The sequence below is a fragment of the Allobosea sp. Root483D1 genome, from assembly GCF_001429505.1.
Classification (GTDB): domain Bacteria; phylum Pseudomonadota; class Alphaproteobacteria; order Rhizobiales; family Beijerinckiaceae; genus Allobosea.
This window is the reverse complement of the sequence record NZ_LMJW01000018.1, coordinates 395,312-412,525: the sequence shown is the minus strand read 5'-3', so window position 1 is coordinate 412,525 and position 17,214 is coordinate 395,312. Positions and strand designations below refer to the sequence as shown.

Sequence of the window (17,214 nt, the reverse complement as noted above, 5' to 3'; positions counted from 1 at the left end):
GGCGGCGCCATCGGAATCTCGTGCTCGTCCTCCTTCCGGCCGAAGCCGACCGAGGCCAGGCGCTGCATCAGCGACATGCGCTTCTGCTCGACCGAGGCCGGTGCCGGAGCGGCCACCGCGCCGCGGCTCTGCGCGATCTGATGCTGAGCCGGCAGCGGCAGGTCCTCGACGCGCGGCATGCGGGTCGGGCGGATCACGGCGCGCTCGGGAACCGGCGGGATGAAGCTGTCCTCGAAATGCGGCACCGACGCTTCTGGGGCTGGAGTCTCGACGACCGGCGGAGCCATCATCGCCGGACGCGGCTGGGCCGGCTCGATGCGGAGATCGGCGGCAAAGCTCGTGGGGGCCGGAGCGCGGACCGGCTCGGGAGCCACGTACTCGGCCACGGGAGCCGGCATCGGCGCCGGAGCAGCCATGGCGGAGGTGCGGACGTTCGGGACGGCCGAACGCAGCCGGGCCTCGGCCTTCAGCCGCTCGGCGACCTCGGCGATGCGGGCTTCGGTCGGGTCGAGCTCGCCATGGGCGCTCATCGGCTTGTCGATGCCGGTGGCGACCACCGAAACCCGCATCGTGCCTTCCAGTGCCTCGTCGAAGGTGGCGCCGACGATGATGTTGGCCTCGGAGTCGACCTCCTCGCGGATGCGGGTGGCGGCCTCGTCGACCTCGTAGAGCTTCATGTCGCGACCGCCGGTGATCGAGATCAGCAGGCCGCGCGCGCCCTTCATCGAGACGTCGTCGAGCAGCGGGTTGTTGATCGCGGCCTGGGCGGCCGAGAGCGCCCGCTTCTCGCCCTGGGCCTCGCCGGTGCCCATCATCGCCTTGCCCATGCCGCGCATCACGGCGCGGACGTCGGCGAAGTCGAGGTTGATCAGGCCGGGACGGACCATCAGGTCGGTGATGCAGGCGACACCGGAGTAGAGCACCTGGTCGGCCATGCCGAAGGCATCGGCGAAGCCGGTGTTCTCGTTGGCGACACGGAACAGGTTCTGATTCGGGATCACGATCAGCGTGTCGACGGCTTCGTTGAGCTCGCCGATTCCGGCCTCGGCCATGCGCATGCGGCGCTGGCCCTCGAACTGGAACGGCTTGGTGACGACGCCGACAGTCAGGATGCCCATGTCGCGGGCGACGCGGGCGATCGCGGGGGCCGCGCCCGTGCCGGTGCCACCACCCATACCGGCGGTGATGAAGACCATGTGTGCGCCGGCGAGATGATCGCGGATCTCGTCGATCACCTCTTCCGCCGCCGCGCGGCCGACTTCCGGCTGCGAGCCGGCGCCGAGGCCTTCGGTGACCTGGAGGCCCATCTGGATGATGCGCGGGGCGCGGGCGAGTGCGAGCGCCTGCGCGTCGGTGTTGGCGCAGACGAAATCGACGCCATCGAGGCCGGCCTCGATCATGTTGTTCACGGCATTGCCGCCGGCGCCACCGACACCGAACACGGTGATCCGGGGCTTGAGTTCCCGGATGTCCGGGGCTTGCAGGTTCATCGCCATGATTGCCTCTTTCACTGTCTTGTCCGGCTCCTGGCGGGCCGTCCCGTCTTCCACGCCAGGGGCCGGAGCCCCGTTCTGCTAAAACTCACCCCGGTCCGCGCCAGCCTTTCGGTAGCGCGGGCCGCAACTCTAGAAACTCTCGCGCAGCCAGCGGCCGACGCGGGAGAAGTAGCCGTCGGTCGCATGGGCGAAGAACGACGCCCCTGCCCGCGGTTCGAAATGTTCGACATGCGCGACCTGCGGATAGACCAGCAGGCCGACCGCCGCCGCGAAGGACGGGCCCTTGCCCGCTTCCGGCAGACCCTTGATCCCGAGCGGGCGGCCGGTGCGGACCTGGCCGCCGAGCACGCGCCGCGCCACTTCCGGCATGCCGGTGAGCTGGCAGGCGCCGCCGGTCAGGACGACGCGCCGCCCGGCCTCGGCCGAGAAACCGGCCGACTTCAGCCGGTCGCGCACCAATTCGAGGATCTCCTCGACGCGCGGCTTGATGATCCGGACCAGATGCGACTTCGAGAGATGGTTCGGCATGTCGCGCTCGTCGTCGTCGACCTGCGGCACCGCGATCATGTCGCGCTCGTCGGAGGGGCTGGCGATCGCCGAGCCGTGCAGCGTCTTCAGCCGCTCGGCGGCGGAGACGCGGGTCGAGAGCCCGCGCGCCACGTCCATGGTGATGTGGTTGCCACCGACCGCGACCGCGTCGGCATGAGTCAGGTGCCCGCCGGAAAAGACGCCGAGCGAGGTCGTGCCGCCGCCCATGTCGACCACGACGACGCCCATCTCGGCCTCGTCGTCGACCAGAACGGAAAGGCCCGCCGCATAGGGGGTCGCGACCACCGCCTCGACCTCGAGGTGGCAGCGCTCGACCGCGAGCATGACGTTGCGCGCCGCAGCCGCTTCGGAAGCGACGACATGCATGTCGACAGAAAGCGAGCCGCCGATCAGGCCGCGCGGATCGAGCACGCCCGGCGAGCCATCGAGCGCGTAGCCGGTGGGCAGCGCATGCAGCACGGCCTTGCCCGGCCGGATCGCATGGGTCGCCGCCGCGGCGAGCACACGCTTCACGTCGGAATCGCCGACCGAGCCGCCGCGCAGATCGACGCTGGCCTGGTAGTGCTGCGAGTTCAGCCGGCCGCCGGTCAGGTTAACGATGACCGACTGGACTTCGACCTTGGCCATGCGCTCGGCCGCGTCGACCGCGGCGCGAATGGCGCGCTCGGCGCTTTCGAGGTCGATGATCGCACCGCCCTTCAGGCCGAGCGAGCGCTGATGGCCAATGCCGATGATGCGCGCGACATGGGTGCGCCCGCGCAGCCGCTCATTCGCTTCGGCCGGGTTCAGCTCGGCGATCAGGCAGACGACCTTGCTCGTACCGATGTCCAGAATCGACAAGGTCGCGCTCTTGCGCGACGACAGTGGCCGCATCCGCGGGGTCAGGCCTTGCGAGATCAAGCTCATGCCTCGCCGCCCTTCTTCTTGGTCTTGCTCTTGAGCTGCTCGAACCGCGTCGTCGCGGCCTCTTCGGTCAGACGCATGGTCACGCGGTCAGGCTGGCGCATATCGATGGCGATCAGGTCCTTCTCACTGATTCGGAAATCCTGCTCGAGGCTGGCGAGGCGCTTCAGCGCAGCGCCGGCGCCCTGCTCCGGCAGCCTGATGTCGGCGCCGGTGTCGAGCTTCAGGTTCCAGCGACGACCGGCAACCAGGCTGCCGGCGCGGATGCGCGAGCCGAAGGAGCCGGCCTCGCCGAGCAGCGTGATGTATTCCTTCGCCCGCTTGTTGGCGTCGGGGCCGACGACCAGCGGCAGATAGGCGAAGCGGCCATCGTCCATCTTGTCGATCACGGTGCCGTCCTGGGCGATCAGGAAGAGCTCGCCCTTGACCTGCCAGAGCGCATAGGGCTCGCGCTCGGTCAGGTTGATCGCGATCTCGCCGGGATAGAGCTTGCGGACCGAGGCCTCGCGGATCATCGGCGTCGCCTCGAGGCGCTTGCGCGCCTCGTCAGCGTCGAAGAAGGCAAGCGAGATCTTGGGGTCGATACCGGCGGCGACCAGGACCTCGATCTCGGAGAGGCCGCTCAGGCCCGAGATGGTGATACGGTCGATGCCGAGCCCGACGAGCCGGGCGAACGCATGCCTGGGCTCCCCATAATTCTCGCGGAAGGTCTCGTAGTGGCCGCCCAGGACCGCGCCGCTCACGCCCGCGAGCGCCAGGAAGCCGATCGCCAGGAAGGAGCCGATGCCGCTCGGCAGCCGCTCGGCCAGCGGCACCGCGACGGCGCTGCGGCGCGAGCCGCGGAACCAGCGGCGCGAGCGCTCGCCGACGAGGAGCTGAGGCCCCGTCGCGCGCATCGGCAGGTTGGCACCGGTGAACACCGATCCCACCTTCACCGATTCAAGGAGGCGTCCTCCACGATCCATCTGACGAGCTCACCGAAATTCATGCCCGCATGGGCGGCTAATTCGGGCACCAGGCTAGTCTCGGTCATGCCCGGCTGCGTGTTGACTTCCAACCAGACGAGCGTGTCGCTCTCGTCGTCGTAGCGGAAGTCTGAACGGCTGACGCCGCGGCACCCGATTGCTTGATGCGCCGTTAACGCACACTCTTCGATCCGCTGGTAAATATTCGGTAAAATTTGAGCCGGGCAGATGTGGATTGAACCGCCTTTGGCATATTTGGCGTCGTAGTCGTAGAACTCGCCCGTCGCCGCCCGAATCTCCGTTACCCCCAAGGACTTGCCGTCCATCACCGCGCAGGTCAGTTCGCGCCCGGCTATGAAGGTTTCGGCCAGCATGGTCTCGCCGCAGGGCCAGTCCGGCCGGGCGATCTCCTGGGGCGGGTGCTCGCGGCCTTTCTTAACGATCACCACCCCGACCGATGAGCCCTCGTCGATCGGCTTGATCACATAGGGTGGTGGCAGAGGGTGCCGTTTCGCTGCCTCGAAGCGCGAGACATTGACGCCGTGCGCCACCGGCACACCGGCAGCGGACACGACCATCTTGGCCTTGTCCTTGCGGATGGCGAGCGAGGAGGCGAGCACGCCGGAATGGGTATAGGGAATGCCGAGGATCTCGAGCACGCCCTGGATGGTGCCATCCTCGCCGAAGCGGCCGTGCAGCGCGTTGAAGGCGACATCGGGCTTCAGCTTCGCCAGCACCTCGGCAACGTCGCGGCCGACCTCGACGCGCGTGACGCGATAGCCGACGCCTTCCAGCGCCCGAGCACAGGCCGCGCCGCTGCTGAGGCTGACCTCACGCTCGACGGACCACCCGCCCATCAGCACTGCGACATGCTTGCTCATCAAGGTTCCCGACACCGAACTTATGGGTGCGAACCTGAGCCGACATGGTTAACGACGCGTTAACGATGGACCCCGCCGGTTAATACCCGGCAGCTGTTGCGCGCCGGACTCACTCCCCTTCCGCGGCCGCGACCTTGGCCAGCAGGGCCTTGAGTTGCGCGCGCTCGGCCTGGTTGAGCGCCGAAATCAGCGCCTCCTCCGTCGCCACATGCGAGACCACAAGCCGCTCGATCAGCGCGAATCCTTCTGGCGTCAGCAGGATGCGCAAGCTCCGCCTGTCCTGCGGATCGGCCTGCCGTGCGATCAGCCTACGCTTCTCCAGCCGGTCGAGCCGATTCGTCATCGCCGAGGTCGAGAGCATCATGTCCTTGGCGAGCTCGGACGGCGTCAGCGAGCCGCCGCGCTCGCCCTGGCGGCGCAAGGTCATCAGCACGTCGAAGCCGGCGAAGTCGAGTTCGGCTCCAACGAGATTGCCGGCCAGTCCCTGGCGAATCCGCTCGCCCGCGCGCCAGACCGCACCGCAGACCGCCATGGGACTGGGATCGATGTCGGGTCGCGCCACTCGCCACTGCGCCAGAATCGAATCCAGTGGCCCGCCCTGCCCGTTCACCTCGTCAGCTTGACTCATGGAAATCCTGCGCCTAATTATCCGCTATCAAGTAATTCGATATCGAATTATCATTTGTCGAATTATATTACCGCAAGCACCCCTCGATGCAAAGGGAGGCCATCATGGCCGACACCAAGACCCGCATCCTGCTCGCGACGATCCTGGCGCCCATCCTCTGGGGCTCGACCTATGTCGTCTTCACCCAGACGCTTCCGGTCGAGCACCCGCTGCTCGTCGGAGCGCTGCGCGCCCTGCCGGCCGGCATCCTCCTGATGCTGCTCGGCCCCGGCCTGCCGCCGCGCGACAAGCTCCTGCCGCTGGCCATCATCGGCTTTGCCAATATCGGCCTGTTCTTCGGCATGCTCTTCCTCAGCGCCTCGCGCCTGCCGGGCGGGCTCGCTGCGACGCTCGGCTCGATGCAGCCGCTGCTCGTCGCCTTCCTCGCCTGGCCGCTGCTGCTACGCAGGCCCGGCCTTGGACAGGTGCTCGCCGCCCTCGCCGGCACGGTCGGCGTTGGTTTGCTCGTCATCGACGATACGGTGAAGCTCGACGCGATCGGCGTCGCCGCCGCGCTCGTCGGCGCCGCCTCGATGGCGACGGGCACGGTGCTGATCGAGCGCTGGGGCAAGGTCGGCACGCCGCTCGCGCTCGCCGCCTGGCAGCTCACCCTCGGCGGGCTCCTGCTCCTGCCGGTCGCTCTCGCCGTCGAGGGCCTGCCGCCCGTGCCGACCCTGCGCAACCTCGCCGGGCTGACCTATCTGGTCGTGATCGGCACCGCCTTCGCCTATTGGCTCTGGGTGCGCGGCATCGCCACGATCGGCACGGGCGTCGCCTTCCTGAGCCTGCTCAGCCCGCTGGTCGCGACCTTCCTCGGCGCCGCCGTGCTCAATGAATGGTTCAACGCCCAGCAATGGCTCGGCATCGCCATCATCTTCGGCTCGACCGTCGCCGGCATCATGCTGTCACGGCGCAAGTCCGGCGATGCAGCTGCGTCGGTCAGGCCGCAACACCAAAGCGCTTGATCTCCCAGTGCAGCTCGTAGCCTGAATTGTCCTTGACCCGGCGGCGGACCTCCTCGCCCAGCCCCTCGATATCGGCGGCGCTCGCGCCGCCGGTGTTGATCAGGAAGTTGCAGTGCATCTCGGAGACCTGCGCCCCGCCGATGCGCAGGCCACGGCAGCCGGCAGCATCGATCAATTGCCAGGCCTTGCCGCCTTCCGGGTTCTTGAAGGTCGATCCGCCGGTGCGTTCCTTGATCGGCTGCGCCGCCTCGCGCGCCGAGGTCACCCGGTCCATCTCGGCCAGGATCTCTGCCTGCTCGCCCGGCCGGCCCTGGAACAGCGCCGAAGTGAAGATCATGTCGGTCGGCGCAGTCGAGTTACGGTAGCTGAAGCCCATCTGCGCATGCGAGAAGGTGACGATCTCACCGGCGCGCGTCACGCCCCGCGCCTCGACCAGAACGTCGGTGGTTTCGCCGCCATGAGCGCCGGCATTCATGCGCAACGCCCCGCCGATGCAGCCGGGAATACCGCGATAGAAGGCGAGCCCGTCGAGCGAGGCGTCGGCCGCAGCGCGCGCCACCTTCACGTCCGGAACAGCCGTCCCGGCGCGCAGCCGGTCGCCCTCCTCGCGGGCAATCTCGCCGAAGACCTTGCCGGCGAGGCGAATGACCACGCCGGGAATGCCGCCATCGCGCACGATCAGGTTCGAGCCGAGCCCGACCACGGTGACCGGGATCTCGGCCGGCAGCTTGCCGAGCAGATAGGCAAGATCGGCCTCGTCCGCCGGGGTGAACAGAACCTGCGCCGGCCCGCCGACGCGGAACCAGGTCAGCCCCGCCATCGCCTGATTGGCGAGAAGCCGTCCGCGCAGTTCGGGCGCGGCAGCGAGGATGTCGGGGGTCAGATCGGGAAAGCTCACCGGGAAGTCCCCAGGGCCGCGAGATCCCCCGGCAGCGCATAAGCCCATTGCGTGATGTTGCCCGCGCCCAGGAAGACGACGTAGTCGCCCGGCCCTGCCAGCTCGGCGACCATGCCGGCGAGCTTGTCGGAGGATTCGAGCGGCAGCGTATGACGATGGCCGCGCGCCTTGATCGCCGCCACCAGCGAATCGCGGTCGATGCCCGGAATCGGCTGCTCGCCGGCGGCATAGACATCGGCGATGATCACAGAATCCGCATCGTTGAAGCAGGCGGCGAAATCGGCGAACAGGCTCGCCAGGCGGCTGTAGCGATGCGGTTGCATCACCGCGATCACCTTGCCCTTGGTCGAGGCGCGCGCGGCTTTCAGCACAGCGGCGATCTCGACCGGATGGTGGCCGTAATCGTCGAAGATCAGCGCGCCGTTCCATTCGCCGGTCTTGGTGAAGCGGCGCTTGACCCCGCCGAAGCCGGCGAGCCCGGCGCGGATCTGCTCGACCGGCACGCCGAGATCATAGGCGACGGCGATCGCAGCGGTGGCGTTGAGCGCGTTGTGATGACCCGGCATCGGCATGACGAGGTCGCGCACCACCTCCTCGCGGCCGCGCTTGCGGTCGCGGATCAGCAGCGTGAACTTCGATTGGCCGCCCGTAAGGTCGATGTCGAGCAGGCGGAAGTCAGCCTGCGGGTTTTCGCCGTAGGTGATGACCCGGCGATCCTCGATCTGGCCGACCTGCTCCTGCACGGTCGGATGGTCGATGCACATCACCGCGAAGCCGTAGAAGGGCAGGTTCTCGACGAAGGCGCGGAAGGCCGCCTTGATCGCCTCGAACGAGCCGAAATGGTCGAGATGCTCCGGGTCGATATTGGTGATGATCGCGACGTCGGCCGGCAGCTTCAGGAAGGTGCCGTCGGATTCGTCGGCCTCGACCACCATCCAGTCGCTCTCGCCCATGCGGGCGTTGGTGCCGTAGGCGTTGATGATGCCGCCATTGATCACGGTCGGGTCGAGTCCGCCCTTTTCGAGCAAGGTCGCGACCAGCGAGGTCGTCGTCGTCTTGCCGTGCGTGCCGGCAATGGCGACGCAAGATTTCAGCCGCATCAGCTCAGCCAGCATCTCGGCGCGGCGCACCACGGGCAGGCGCTGCTCGCGCGCCGCCATCAGTTCGGGATTGTCGCGCTTGATCGCGGTCGAGACCACGACCACCTCGGCCTCGCCGATATTCTCGGCCTTGTGACCGACGAAGGTCTTGATGCCCTTCTCGGCGAGGCGCTTGACGTTGGCGCCGTCGGAGGCATCCGAGCCCTGCACCTTGTAGCCGAGATTGTGCAGCACCTCGGCGATCCCGGACATGCCGATGCCGCCGATGCCGACGAAATGGATGGAGCCGAGCTTCGGCGGCAGTTTCATGATGTATCGCGTCCTGAAAAGTCAGTTCCGGGCGGTCTGCAGCACGAGCCGCGCCAGGCGGTCGGCCGCATCCGGTATGCCCGCGCTCTTGGCGGCCTGAGCCATCGCCGTCAAGCGCAACGGCTCGGCGAGCAGCACGGAAAGCTCGGCGGCGAGCCGCCGGGGCGAGAAATCGTTCTGCAGGATCATCATCGCCCCGCCAGCTCTCGCGAGCACTCCGGCATTGGCCGCCTGGTCCTGGTCGAGCGAGCCCGGCAGCGGCACGAGCAACGATGGCCGGCCGATCACCGTGAGCTCGGCGACGGTCGAGGCGCCGGAGCGCGCGACCACCAGCTGGGCCGCCGCCATCCGCGCCGGCATGTCCTTGAAGAAGGGCGCAAGCTCGAATTTGATGCCGAGCGAGGAATAGATCTTCCTGACGCGCTCATCGTCTTCGGCCCGCGCCTGCTGGACGATCGACAGGCGGCTGCGCTCCTCCGGCGAGAGCAATTGCATAGCTGGCGGCACGATATCGGCCATCACCCGCGCGCCCTGGCTGCCGCCGAAGACGAGGAGGTTGAGCCGCCCTTCCGGCTCGGCATAGGGCGAGGCCGCCTCGATCACCGCCGGCCGGACGGGATTGCCGACCTGCGTGCATTTTGCCGCCTGTTCCGGCGTCAACCCGCCGACCTCGGCGAAACCGGTGGCGATAGCCTTGACCCGGCTGGCGAGGAAGCGGTTGGCCCGGCCGATCACCGCGTTCTGCTCGTGCACCATGGTCGGCACGCCCATCAGCGCCGCGGCATAGACCGGCGGCACCGTCGGATAGCCGCCGAAGCCGACGACGATGGCGGGCTTCAGCTGCTTGATCGCCTGGCGCGCCGCCAGACCGCCGCGCAAGAGCACAAACGCTGCTTTCGCCATGGCGATCGGCGATTTGCCCGAGGGCGTCGCCGCCGGCACCGCATGGATCGACTCGGCCGGGAAGTTGCCGGCGTATTCGGCGGCGCGCGTATCGGTGATCAGCGCCACTCTGGCGCCGTGGCTGTGCAAGGCGTGGCTCAGCGCCTCCGCCGGGAAGAGATGCCCGCCCGTGCCGCCGGCTGCGAGCACGACGAGCGGCGCCTGCTCCCCGGCGCTCACGAGCGCCGCCCCGGCTCGCCGAAGCTTTCGGCGCGTGGTCGCTTGCGCGTCAGCGCCAGGAGGAAGCCGGTACCCAGCGCCAGCGAGATCAATGAGGAGCCGCCATAGGAGATGAACGGCAAGGTCATGCCCTTGGCCGGCATCATGTGCAGGTTCACCATCATGTTGATCGCGGCCTGGATGCCGAAGAGCAGGGCAAGCCCGGTGACGCCCAGGCGCACGAACGGATCCTCGGCGCGCTGCGCCACGAACAGCGCCCGAAGCACGATGACCGCGAAGAGCAGCACCAGCACCATGCAGACGACGATGCCGAACTCCTCGGCGGTGACCGCGAAGATGAAGTCGGTATGAGCGTCCGGCAGGATACGCTTCACCGTGCCCTCGCCCGGGCCTTTGCCGAACCAGCCACCCTGGGCAAAGCTCTCCAGCGCCGTGTCGACCTGGAAGGTGTCGCCCGAGCCCTTGTCCATGAAGCGCTCGATGCGGGCGCGCACGTGCGGGACGAGCTCATAAGCGATGAACAGGCCGACGGCGCCGATGCCACCGAGCCCCAGGACCCAGAACCAATGCAGGCCGGCGACGAAGAACAGCCCGGCCCAGACCAGGGTGACCAGAATGGTCTGGCCGAAATCCGGCTGCAGCACCAGGGGCACGATCGTGATCGGCAAGAGCAGGAAGGCGATGATCGTGCCCGGCAGCTCGGGCCGGCGATGGCCTTCGGCGAAGGCCCAGGCGGCGAGCACGACGAAGGCCGGCTTGAGGAATTCGGAAGGCTGGATCGAGCCGAGCGGCCCGAGCGTCAGCCAGCGCTTGGCGCCCTTGACCTCGACGCCGAAGTAGAGCGTGCCGATCACGCCGGCGAGAGCGAACACGAAAATGACCAGCGCGATCCGCCGCACCTGGCGCGGCGCCAGCAGCGAGGTCGAGAGGAAGATCGCCAACGCCACCAGGAGATAGACCACCTGGCGGTTGACGAAATGGAAGGTCGACAGACCCAGCCGCTCCGCGACGGGTGGCCCGCCCGCCATCAGCAGCACTACGCCGGAGACCATCAGCGTCACCAGCGTCGTCAGGATGACGCGGTCGATCGACCACCACCAGCGGCCGCTCAGGCTGGGTTCTGCGCGCGAGACCATCGTTCCAAGGCTCCGTCGACGAGCAGGCAGATCGAAGGCGCCCGCTCCGGCGAATCACTCTGTCAATGAATGGTTAACCGATTGATTCCGATCGTCGGCTTGTCGATGGGCTCGGCCCCTCATGCACAGGCAGCTCAAGCCTCCGGATAGGGCGTGCCGTCCTTGTGCACGAAGCGCACGTCGGCATTGGCGCTCATCATGTCGATATCGGAGCAGGTGGTGAGGTCGGCCGCCTGGCGGCTGCCGACCTCGAGATAGACCGCGGCGGTCTCCGAGCGGTTGATCATGTGGTGGCCGTTGCCGCTGTTCTTGGCGAAGGCAGCGCAGTCGCCGGCGCGCAGCACCATCTCGCCCTCGTCCTCGACCAGGACCAGCTCGCCCTCGAGCAGGTAGACGAACTCGTCCTCATGCGAATGCCAGTGCCGCTGGCTCGACCAGCCGCCCGGCGGCAATCGCATCAGGTTGACGCCGAAATCGCTGAGGCCGCCGACATTCCCGAGCCGCTTGCGGATGCGTTCGGCGCAAGGCGCGTCGAAAGGCTTCGGATAGCCCGAGCCTTTGCGCTCAGGCACGGCTGCGAGGTCGATCTTGGGCATGGGGGCCCTTCCCGGCTGCTGGCGCTGCCCCAATCTAGCACGCGACTGCGAGCTAGTGGGCCGCGACCGCCTCGAACCCCGGCAGCGCCTTGACCAGCGCCCGGAACGCGTCACCCCGCACCTCGAAGTTCGGGAACTGGTCATAGGACGCGCAAGCCGGCGAGAGCAGCACGGCGATTTCGCCGCTCCCCTGCTGGGCCAGCGCGGCCTTCGCCGCGGCGGCGACCGCGACGTCGAGCGTGCCACTGCGCTCGTAAGGAACGCGGCCGTCATCGTCGAAGGTCGCGGCGAAGAGGTCGCTCGCCGCGCCGATCAGATAAGCGCGGGCGATGTTGGGGAAATAGCGCCTGAGCGACTCGATCCCGCCGTCCTTGGCCTTGCCGCCGAGGATCCAGAAGATCTCGCGGAAGGAGGTCAGCGCCTTCTCGGTGGAATCCGCATTGGTCGCCTTGGAATCATTGATGAAGACGACGCGGCCGATGCGGCCGAGCTCTTCCATCCGGTGCTTCAGGCCCGGATAGCTCCGGAAGCCGGCGGCGATCTCCTCGGCTGTGAGGCCGAGCGCGGCGCAAGCGGCGAAGGCCGCTGCCGCGTTCTGGGCATTGTGGCTGCCGCGTAAGCTACCGATCCCGGCGAGATTGGCGACGACCTTCGGCTTGCCGTCCCTGACCTCGACGATCCGCGTATCGAGCTGACCGGCGTTGGCGGTGACGCCGGCAAAGACGCCAGCGTCGAGCGGCTGCTCGCCGCTGATCTTGACCAATGCCTTGCCCGACGCGGCGCGCCGGCGCGCCATCTGCTTCGACGGCTCGTCGTCGACGCCGATCACCGCGATGTCGGAGGCCACGACCAGCCGCTCCTTGATCGCGCCATAGGCTATGAGCGTGCCATGCCGGTCGAGATGGTCCGGCGTCAGGTTCAACTGGAGGCCGACCGTCGGCTTGATCGAGGGTGCGAGGTCGATCTGGAAGGTCGAGCACTCGACGACATGGATGCGGTTGTCCGCCGGTGGCTCCAGCGCCAGCACGGCGGTGCCGATATTGCCGCCCATCTGCACGTCGCGGCCGGCCGCCTCAAGCACATGCGCGATCAGCGCCGTGGTTGTCGATTTGCCGTTGGTACCGGTGATGCAGATCACGGGCGCGCTAGGGGCGATCCTGGCCCGCTCCAGGAAGAACAGCTCGATATCGCCGATCACCGGCACATTCGCCGCCCTGGCCGTCTCGACCGTCCAATGCGGCGCGGGATGGGTCAGCGGCACGCCGGGCGAGAGCACGAAGGCGGCAAAGTCAGACCAGTCGGCGGCAGCGAGATCGACGACGGACAACCCCTCGGCTGCCGCCTTGTCGCGGCTCGCGGATTGATCGTCCCAGCACGCGACCTTGGCTCCGCCAGCGACAAGCGCGCGCGCCGTCGCCAGACCCGAGCCACCGAGGCCGAACAGGGCGAGCGTCTCGCCGGCGAAAACCGTGACGGGTGTCATTGGCTCAACGCAGCTTCAGCGTCGCGAGGCCGACCAGCGCCAGCACCACCGATATGATCCAGAAGCGGATCACCACCTGCGGCTCGGTCCAGCCCAGCTTCTCGAAATGGTGGTGGATCGGCGCCATCAGGAAGACGCGTTTGCCGGTGCGCTTGAACACCGCGACCTGGATGATCACCGAGAGCGCCTCGACCACGAACAGGCCGCCGACGATGGCGAGCACGATCTCGTGCTTCACCGCCACAGCGATGGTACCGAGCATGCCGCCTAAGCCGAGCGAGCCGGTGTCGCCCATGAAGATCTGCGCCGGAGGCGCGTTGAACCAGAGGAAGCCGAGCCCCGCCCCCATCATCGCGCCGCAGATCACCGCGAGCTCGCCGACGCCGGGCACATGGTGGATCTGCAGGTAGTTGGCAAAGATGGCGTTACCGGCGAGATAGGCGATGAAGCCGAAGGTGCCGGCCGCGATCATCACCGGCACGATGGCGAGCCCGTCGAGCCCGTCGGTCAGGTTCACCGAATTGCCGGCGCCGACCACGACGAAGGCGGTGACGACCGGGAACAGGATGCCGAGCGGAATTATCAGCTCCTTCAGGAACGGCATCGCAAAGCCGCTCGCGATCGTGGGCGGGCTGACCTGCATGATCGCCGTGCAGGCGGCGAGCGCGATGACGATCTCGAGGCCAAGGCGCGCCTTGCTGGAGAAGCCCTTGTGCGACTGCTTCGTCACCTTGAGGAAGTCGTCATAGAAGCCGATCGCGCCATAGGTCGCGGTGACGCCGAGCACGATCCAGACATAAGGGTTGCGCAGGTTGCCCCAGAGCAGCGTCGCGACGAACAGCCCGGTCAGGATCATCAGCCCGCCCATGGTCGGCGTGCCGCGCTTGGCGAGATGCGATTCCGGCCCGTCGGTGCGAATCGGCTGGCCCTTGCCCTGCTTGATCCGGAGCCAGGAGATCGCCGCCGGCCCGAAGAAGAAGACGAAGAGCAGCGCCGTCGCGGTCGCCCCGCCGGCGCGGAAGGTGATGTAGCGGAAGACGTTGAGGATCGGGAAGTGCACCGCGAAATCGGCGAGCCAGACCAGCATCGAACCTAGTTCCTTACTCAGTCGTCGGCCTGGACGACCGGGAAGCGGGCCGTCATCGCCTTGACGATCGGCCCCATGCGCGTACCGAGCGAGCCCTTCACCGTGACGACGTCGCCGGCGCGGACGGCATCGAGCACATGGGGCTCGAGGCTGCTCGCCTGTGCGGCATAAGCGCCGCGGCGGTGCGAAGGCAAGGCATCGTAGAGGGATCTCATCAACGGGCCACAGGCGAAGACGAGGTCGATCCCGTTGCCGGTGACCGCATCGGCGAGCCCCTTGTGCAGCTCCGGCGCGGTTTCGCCGAGCTCCAGCATGTCGCCGAGCACGGCGATGCGCCGCCCACGGCCCGCGACCGGCATGCGGCCGAGATTCTCGATCGCGGCCCGCATCGAGGCGGGGTTGCCGTTATAGCTCTCGTCGATCAGCGTGAACGGGCCGGCGGGCGCGTGCAGCACCTGCCGGGCGCCGCGGCCCGAGGGCGGCGTCAGGTCGGCGAGCGCCAGCGCGGCCAAAGCGAGATCGGCCCCGAGAGCCTCGGCCACCGCCAGCACGGCGAGCGAATTGAGGACGATGTGCTTGCCCGGGCTGCCGAGCTTGTAGGTCACCGGCCGGCCCAGCACGTTGGCCTCGGCTGTCGAGACGTCGGGCTTCAGCGCGCAGCCGAGCAGCCGCACATCCGCAGCTTCACTCTCGCCGAAGGCGATGACGCGCCCTGCCCCGGCGGCGAGCGCCAGTTCGCGCAACAGGCCGGCCTGCGGGATGTCGGCATTGATGATTGCTGTACCGCCCGCCTTCAGTCCGCCGAAGACCGCCGCCTTCTCGCGGGCGATTCCCTCCAGCGACTCGAAGGCGGCGAGATGCACCGGCTGGATCGTGGTGATCACGGCGACATCGGGCTGGACCATCTTCGCCAGCGGCAGGATCTCGCCGGGGGCGTTCATGCCGATCTCGTAGACGCCATAGCGCACGTCGCGCGGCGTCCGCGTCAGCGTCAGCGGCACGCCCCAATGGTTGTTGTAGGAGGCGACCGGCGCATGGGTCTTGCCCTGGCGCGAGAGTACAAGGCGCAGCGCCTCCTTGGTCCCGGTCTTGCCGACCGAACCGGTCACCGCGACGACCTGGGCCGAGAGCTCGGCCCGGCGCGCCATGCCCGCCTGCTCCATGCCGCGTAGCACATCGGCCACGACGGCGAGCGGCGCGCCGGCCGGGAAAGCGCCGGCATGAGCCTCGTCGACGACCGCGAGCGCCGCGCCCTTCTCAAGTGCCGCCGCGACGAAGTCGTGCCCGTCGCGTGCCTCGCCCGTGATCGCAAAGAAGGCGTCGCCCGGCTCCAGCGTGCGCGTGTCGATCGAAGCGCCGGTCACGGCGGCCGGAACAGGCCCTTGCGAACGGGCGTCCATCGCCTCGATCAGGCGCGCGCCGGTCCACAGCGGTTCGGTCGTCATCCCCGTCTTCCCCCAGCCAAAGCCGCAATCGCCTCCCGGACCACCTCATGGTCCGAGAACGGCAAGGTCCGATCGCCGATGATCTGGCCGCTTTCATGGCCTTTTCCCGCGACGACCAGGACATCCCCAGGCTGCAGCATCGTGACACCCGCCGCGATCGCCTCGCCGCGATCGCCGATCTCCCTGAGACGATCCGGCGCCGCCGCCAGCACCTCGGCGCGAATCGCCGCCGGGTCCTCGCTGCGCGGATTGTCGTCGGTGACGATGGCGATGTCGGCGCCATCGGCGGCGATCCTGCCCATCAGGGGGCGCTTGCCGCGGTCGCGGTCGCCGCCGCAACCGAAGATGCAGATCAGCCGGCCGCTGGCATAGGGCCGCAAGGTCTTGAGCACCGCCGCGAGCGCATCGGGCTTGTGGGCGTAGTCGACCACGACGAGCCCGCCATTCTGCTCGCCGACGCGTTCCAGCCGGCCCGGCACGCCCTGCAGGCCGGCCACGGCGCGCACCGAGGCCGCGGCATCCTCGCCCGTCGCGATCGCGAGACCGGCCGCGACCAGCGCATTGCCGGCCATGAAGTCGCCGACCAGCGGCAGCACGACCTCCGTCGCAACACCGTCGATCTCCACCGTCAGGCGCTGCGAGAAGCCCTCGCGAGCCACATCGAGCAGTTTCAGGCGGTCGCCCAGCCTGCCGATACCGATCACCTTGTGGCCGCCGGCCTTCGCCGCCGCCTCGGCCTTGTCCGCATAGGGCTCGTCCCGATTGATCACCACCGGCGCGCCGGCCGGCAGCAATTCCCAGAGCCTGAGCTTGGCCGACAGATAGTCCTCGACGCTTGGATGGTAGTCGAGATGGTCGCGACCGAGATTGAGGAAAGCGCCGGCCTTCAGGCTCACCCCGTCGAGCCGGCGCTGGTCGAGCCCGTGCGAGGAGGCTTCCATCGCAAGATGCGTGACGCCCTCGCCCGTCAACCGGTCGAGTGAAGCATGCAATGAGAGCGGGTCCGGCGTGGTCAGCGAGCCATAGTCGGCTCCCGTCTCTGTGACGATGCCGATCGTGCCGGCGCTCGCAGCCTTGCGGCCGAGCGCCATGAAGATCTGGCGGGTGAACTCGGCGACCGAGGATTTCCCGCTGGTGCCGGTGACGGCGACGATCGTGCCGGGCTGGCGCGGATGCACCTTGGCCGCGGCCAACGCCAAGGCGAGCCGGGGATCCCCGACCTGCGCATAGGCGATCCCGTCCGGCAGATCGGCCGGACGAGGTCCGCCGGCGACGATCGCGACCGCCCCGCGCTGGACCGCGTCGGCGACGAAGCGGGCACCGTCGGCCTTCGAGCCGGCGAGCGCGACGAAGGCATCGCCGGCCGAAACCTTGCGGCTGTCGAAGGCGAGGCCGCTGACGCGGCGCTCGCCCGCCTCCGGAAACGCGCCCGGAAAGAGTTGGCCGAGGCTGAAGCCAGGAGCGTCTGTCACAAGTTCCATCCTTGCCTATCCGAGAAGCCGAGACGGAAGGGCCAACCAAAGATGTGGAGAGCGCGGGGAACCCTTCTCCCGTGGGGGAGAAGGGCAGGGATNCCTGCCCTATCCGCAAAAAGGTGCCACGGCGCCGCATC

15 protein-coding genes are annotated in these 17,214 nt (G+C 68.2%); 1 reads left to right on the top strand and 14 read right to left on the bottom strand.

The features are described 5' to 3' along the window. From ftsZ to ASE66_RS17295, 5 genes are all read right to left on the bottom strand, one after another. Positions 1-1,496: cell division protein FtsZ (ftsZ, locus tag ASE66_RS17315; protein ID WP_244494961.1), on the bottom strand; the 1,496-nt coding region annotated here is incomplete at its 3' end. 129 nt (positions 1,497-1,625) lie between these two features. After that, entirely contained in the window at positions 1,626-2,951 is a 1,326-nt protein-coding gene (ftsA, locus tag ASE66_RS17310) for a cell division protein FtsA (RefSeq protein ID WP_057190925.1), read from the bottom strand. After that, entirely contained in the window at positions 2,948-3,868 is a 921-nt protein-coding gene (locus ASE66_RS17305) for a cell division protein FtsQ/DivIB (protein ID WP_244494960.1), read from the bottom strand. The genes ftsA and ASE66_RS17305 overlap by 4 nt, the downstream gene beginning before the upstream one ends. A gap of 11 nt (positions 3,869-3,879) precedes the next feature. Next, a complete protein-coding gene (locus ASE66_RS17300) occupies positions 3,880-4,794 on the bottom strand; it encodes a D-alanine--D-alanine ligase (RefSeq protein ID WP_057190923.1) in 915 nt (304 codons plus the stop codon). A 109-nt stretch (positions 4,795-4,903) separates the two neighbouring features. Continuing rightward, positions 4,904-5,422 carry a MarR family winged helix-turn-helix transcriptional regulator gene (locus ASE66_RS17295; RefSeq protein WP_057190922.1) on the bottom strand — a complete coding sequence of 173 codons (519 nt, stop codon included), beginning with the start codon at positions 5,420-5,422 and terminating at the stop codon, positions 4,904-4,906. A gap of 104 nt (positions 5,423-5,526) precedes the next feature. Between ASE66_RS17295 and ASE66_RS17290 the strand changes: the two genes are divergently transcribed. Next, on the top strand, positions 5,527-6,426 hold the full coding sequence (locus ASE66_RS17290) for a DMT family transporter (RefSeq protein WP_057190921.1): 900 nt from the start codon (positions 5,527-5,529) through the stop codon (positions 6,424-6,426). Here the strand turns inward: ASE66_RS17290 and murB are convergent. The 9 genes from murB to ASE66_RS17245 all read right to left on the bottom strand — a co-directional run bounded on the left by murB (position 6,401) and on the right by ASE66_RS17245 (position 17,074). After that, entirely contained in the window at positions 6,401-7,324 is a 924-nt protein-coding gene (gene murB / locus ASE66_RS17285) for a UDP-N-acetylmuramate dehydrogenase (RefSeq protein ID WP_057190920.1), read from the bottom strand. The two genes, ASE66_RS17290 and murB, sit on opposite strands and share 26 nt — an antisense overlap. Further along, on the bottom strand, positions 7,321-8,733 hold the full coding sequence (gene murC / locus ASE66_RS17280) for a UDP-N-acetylmuramate--L-alanine ligase (protein ID WP_057190919.1): 1,413 nt from the start codon (positions 8,731-8,733) through the stop codon (positions 7,321-7,323). The genes murB and murC overlap by 4 nt, the downstream gene beginning before the upstream one ends. Positions 8,734-8,754: 21 nt before the next feature. Further along, complete coding sequence (gene murG / locus ASE66_RS17275) at positions 8,755-9,855, bottom strand: undecaprenyldiphospho-muramoylpentapeptide beta-N-acetylglucosaminyltransferase (RefSeq protein WP_057190918.1); 1,101 nt, start codon at positions 9,853-9,855, stop codon at positions 8,755-8,757. Then, entirely contained in the window at positions 9,852-10,991 is a 1,140-nt protein-coding gene (locus tag ASE66_RS17270) for an FtsW/RodA/SpoVE family cell cycle protein (RefSeq protein ID WP_057190917.1), read from the bottom strand. Before ASE66_RS17270 ends, murG begins: the two co-directional genes overlap by 4 nt. A 134-nt stretch (positions 10,992-11,125) precedes the next feature. Next, positions 11,126-11,587, bottom strand: coding sequence for a cupin domain-containing protein (locus tag ASE66_RS17265; RefSeq protein ID WP_057190916.1), 462 nt, complete (start codon positions 11,585-11,587; stop codon positions 11,126-11,128). Positions 11,588-11,639: 52 nt separating this feature from the next. Then, on the bottom strand, positions 11,640-13,070 hold the full coding sequence (gene murD, locus ASE66_RS17260; protein ID WP_057190915.1) for a UDP-N-acetylmuramoyl-L-alanine--D-glutamate ligase: 1,431 nt from the start codon (positions 13,068-13,070) through the stop codon (positions 11,640-11,642). Positions 13,071-13,074: 4 nt separating this feature from the next. Then, positions 13,075-14,157 (bottom strand): phospho-N-acetylmuramoyl-pentapeptide-transferase, encoded by a 1,083-nt coding sequence (gene mraY / locus ASE66_RS17255; RefSeq protein WP_057190914.1) that lies wholly within the window; start codon positions 14,155-14,157, stop codon positions 13,075-13,077. A 17-nt stretch (positions 14,158-14,174) separates the two neighbouring features. Continuing rightward, complete coding sequence (locus ASE66_RS17250) at positions 14,175-15,602, bottom strand: UDP-N-acetylmuramoylalanyl-D-glutamyl-2,6-diaminopimelate--D-alanyl-D-alanine ligase (RefSeq protein ID WP_057190913.1); 1,428 nt, start codon at positions 15,600-15,602, stop codon at positions 14,175-14,177. Next, entirely contained in the window at positions 15,599-17,074 is a 1,476-nt protein-coding gene (locus ASE66_RS17245) for a UDP-N-acetylmuramoyl-L-alanyl-D-glutamate--2,6-diaminopimelate ligase (protein ID WP_244494959.1), read from the bottom strand. The genes ASE66_RS17250 and ASE66_RS17245 overlap by 4 nt, the downstream gene beginning before the upstream one ends. Between the last annotated feature and the right edge of the window lie 140 nt (positions 17,075-17,214).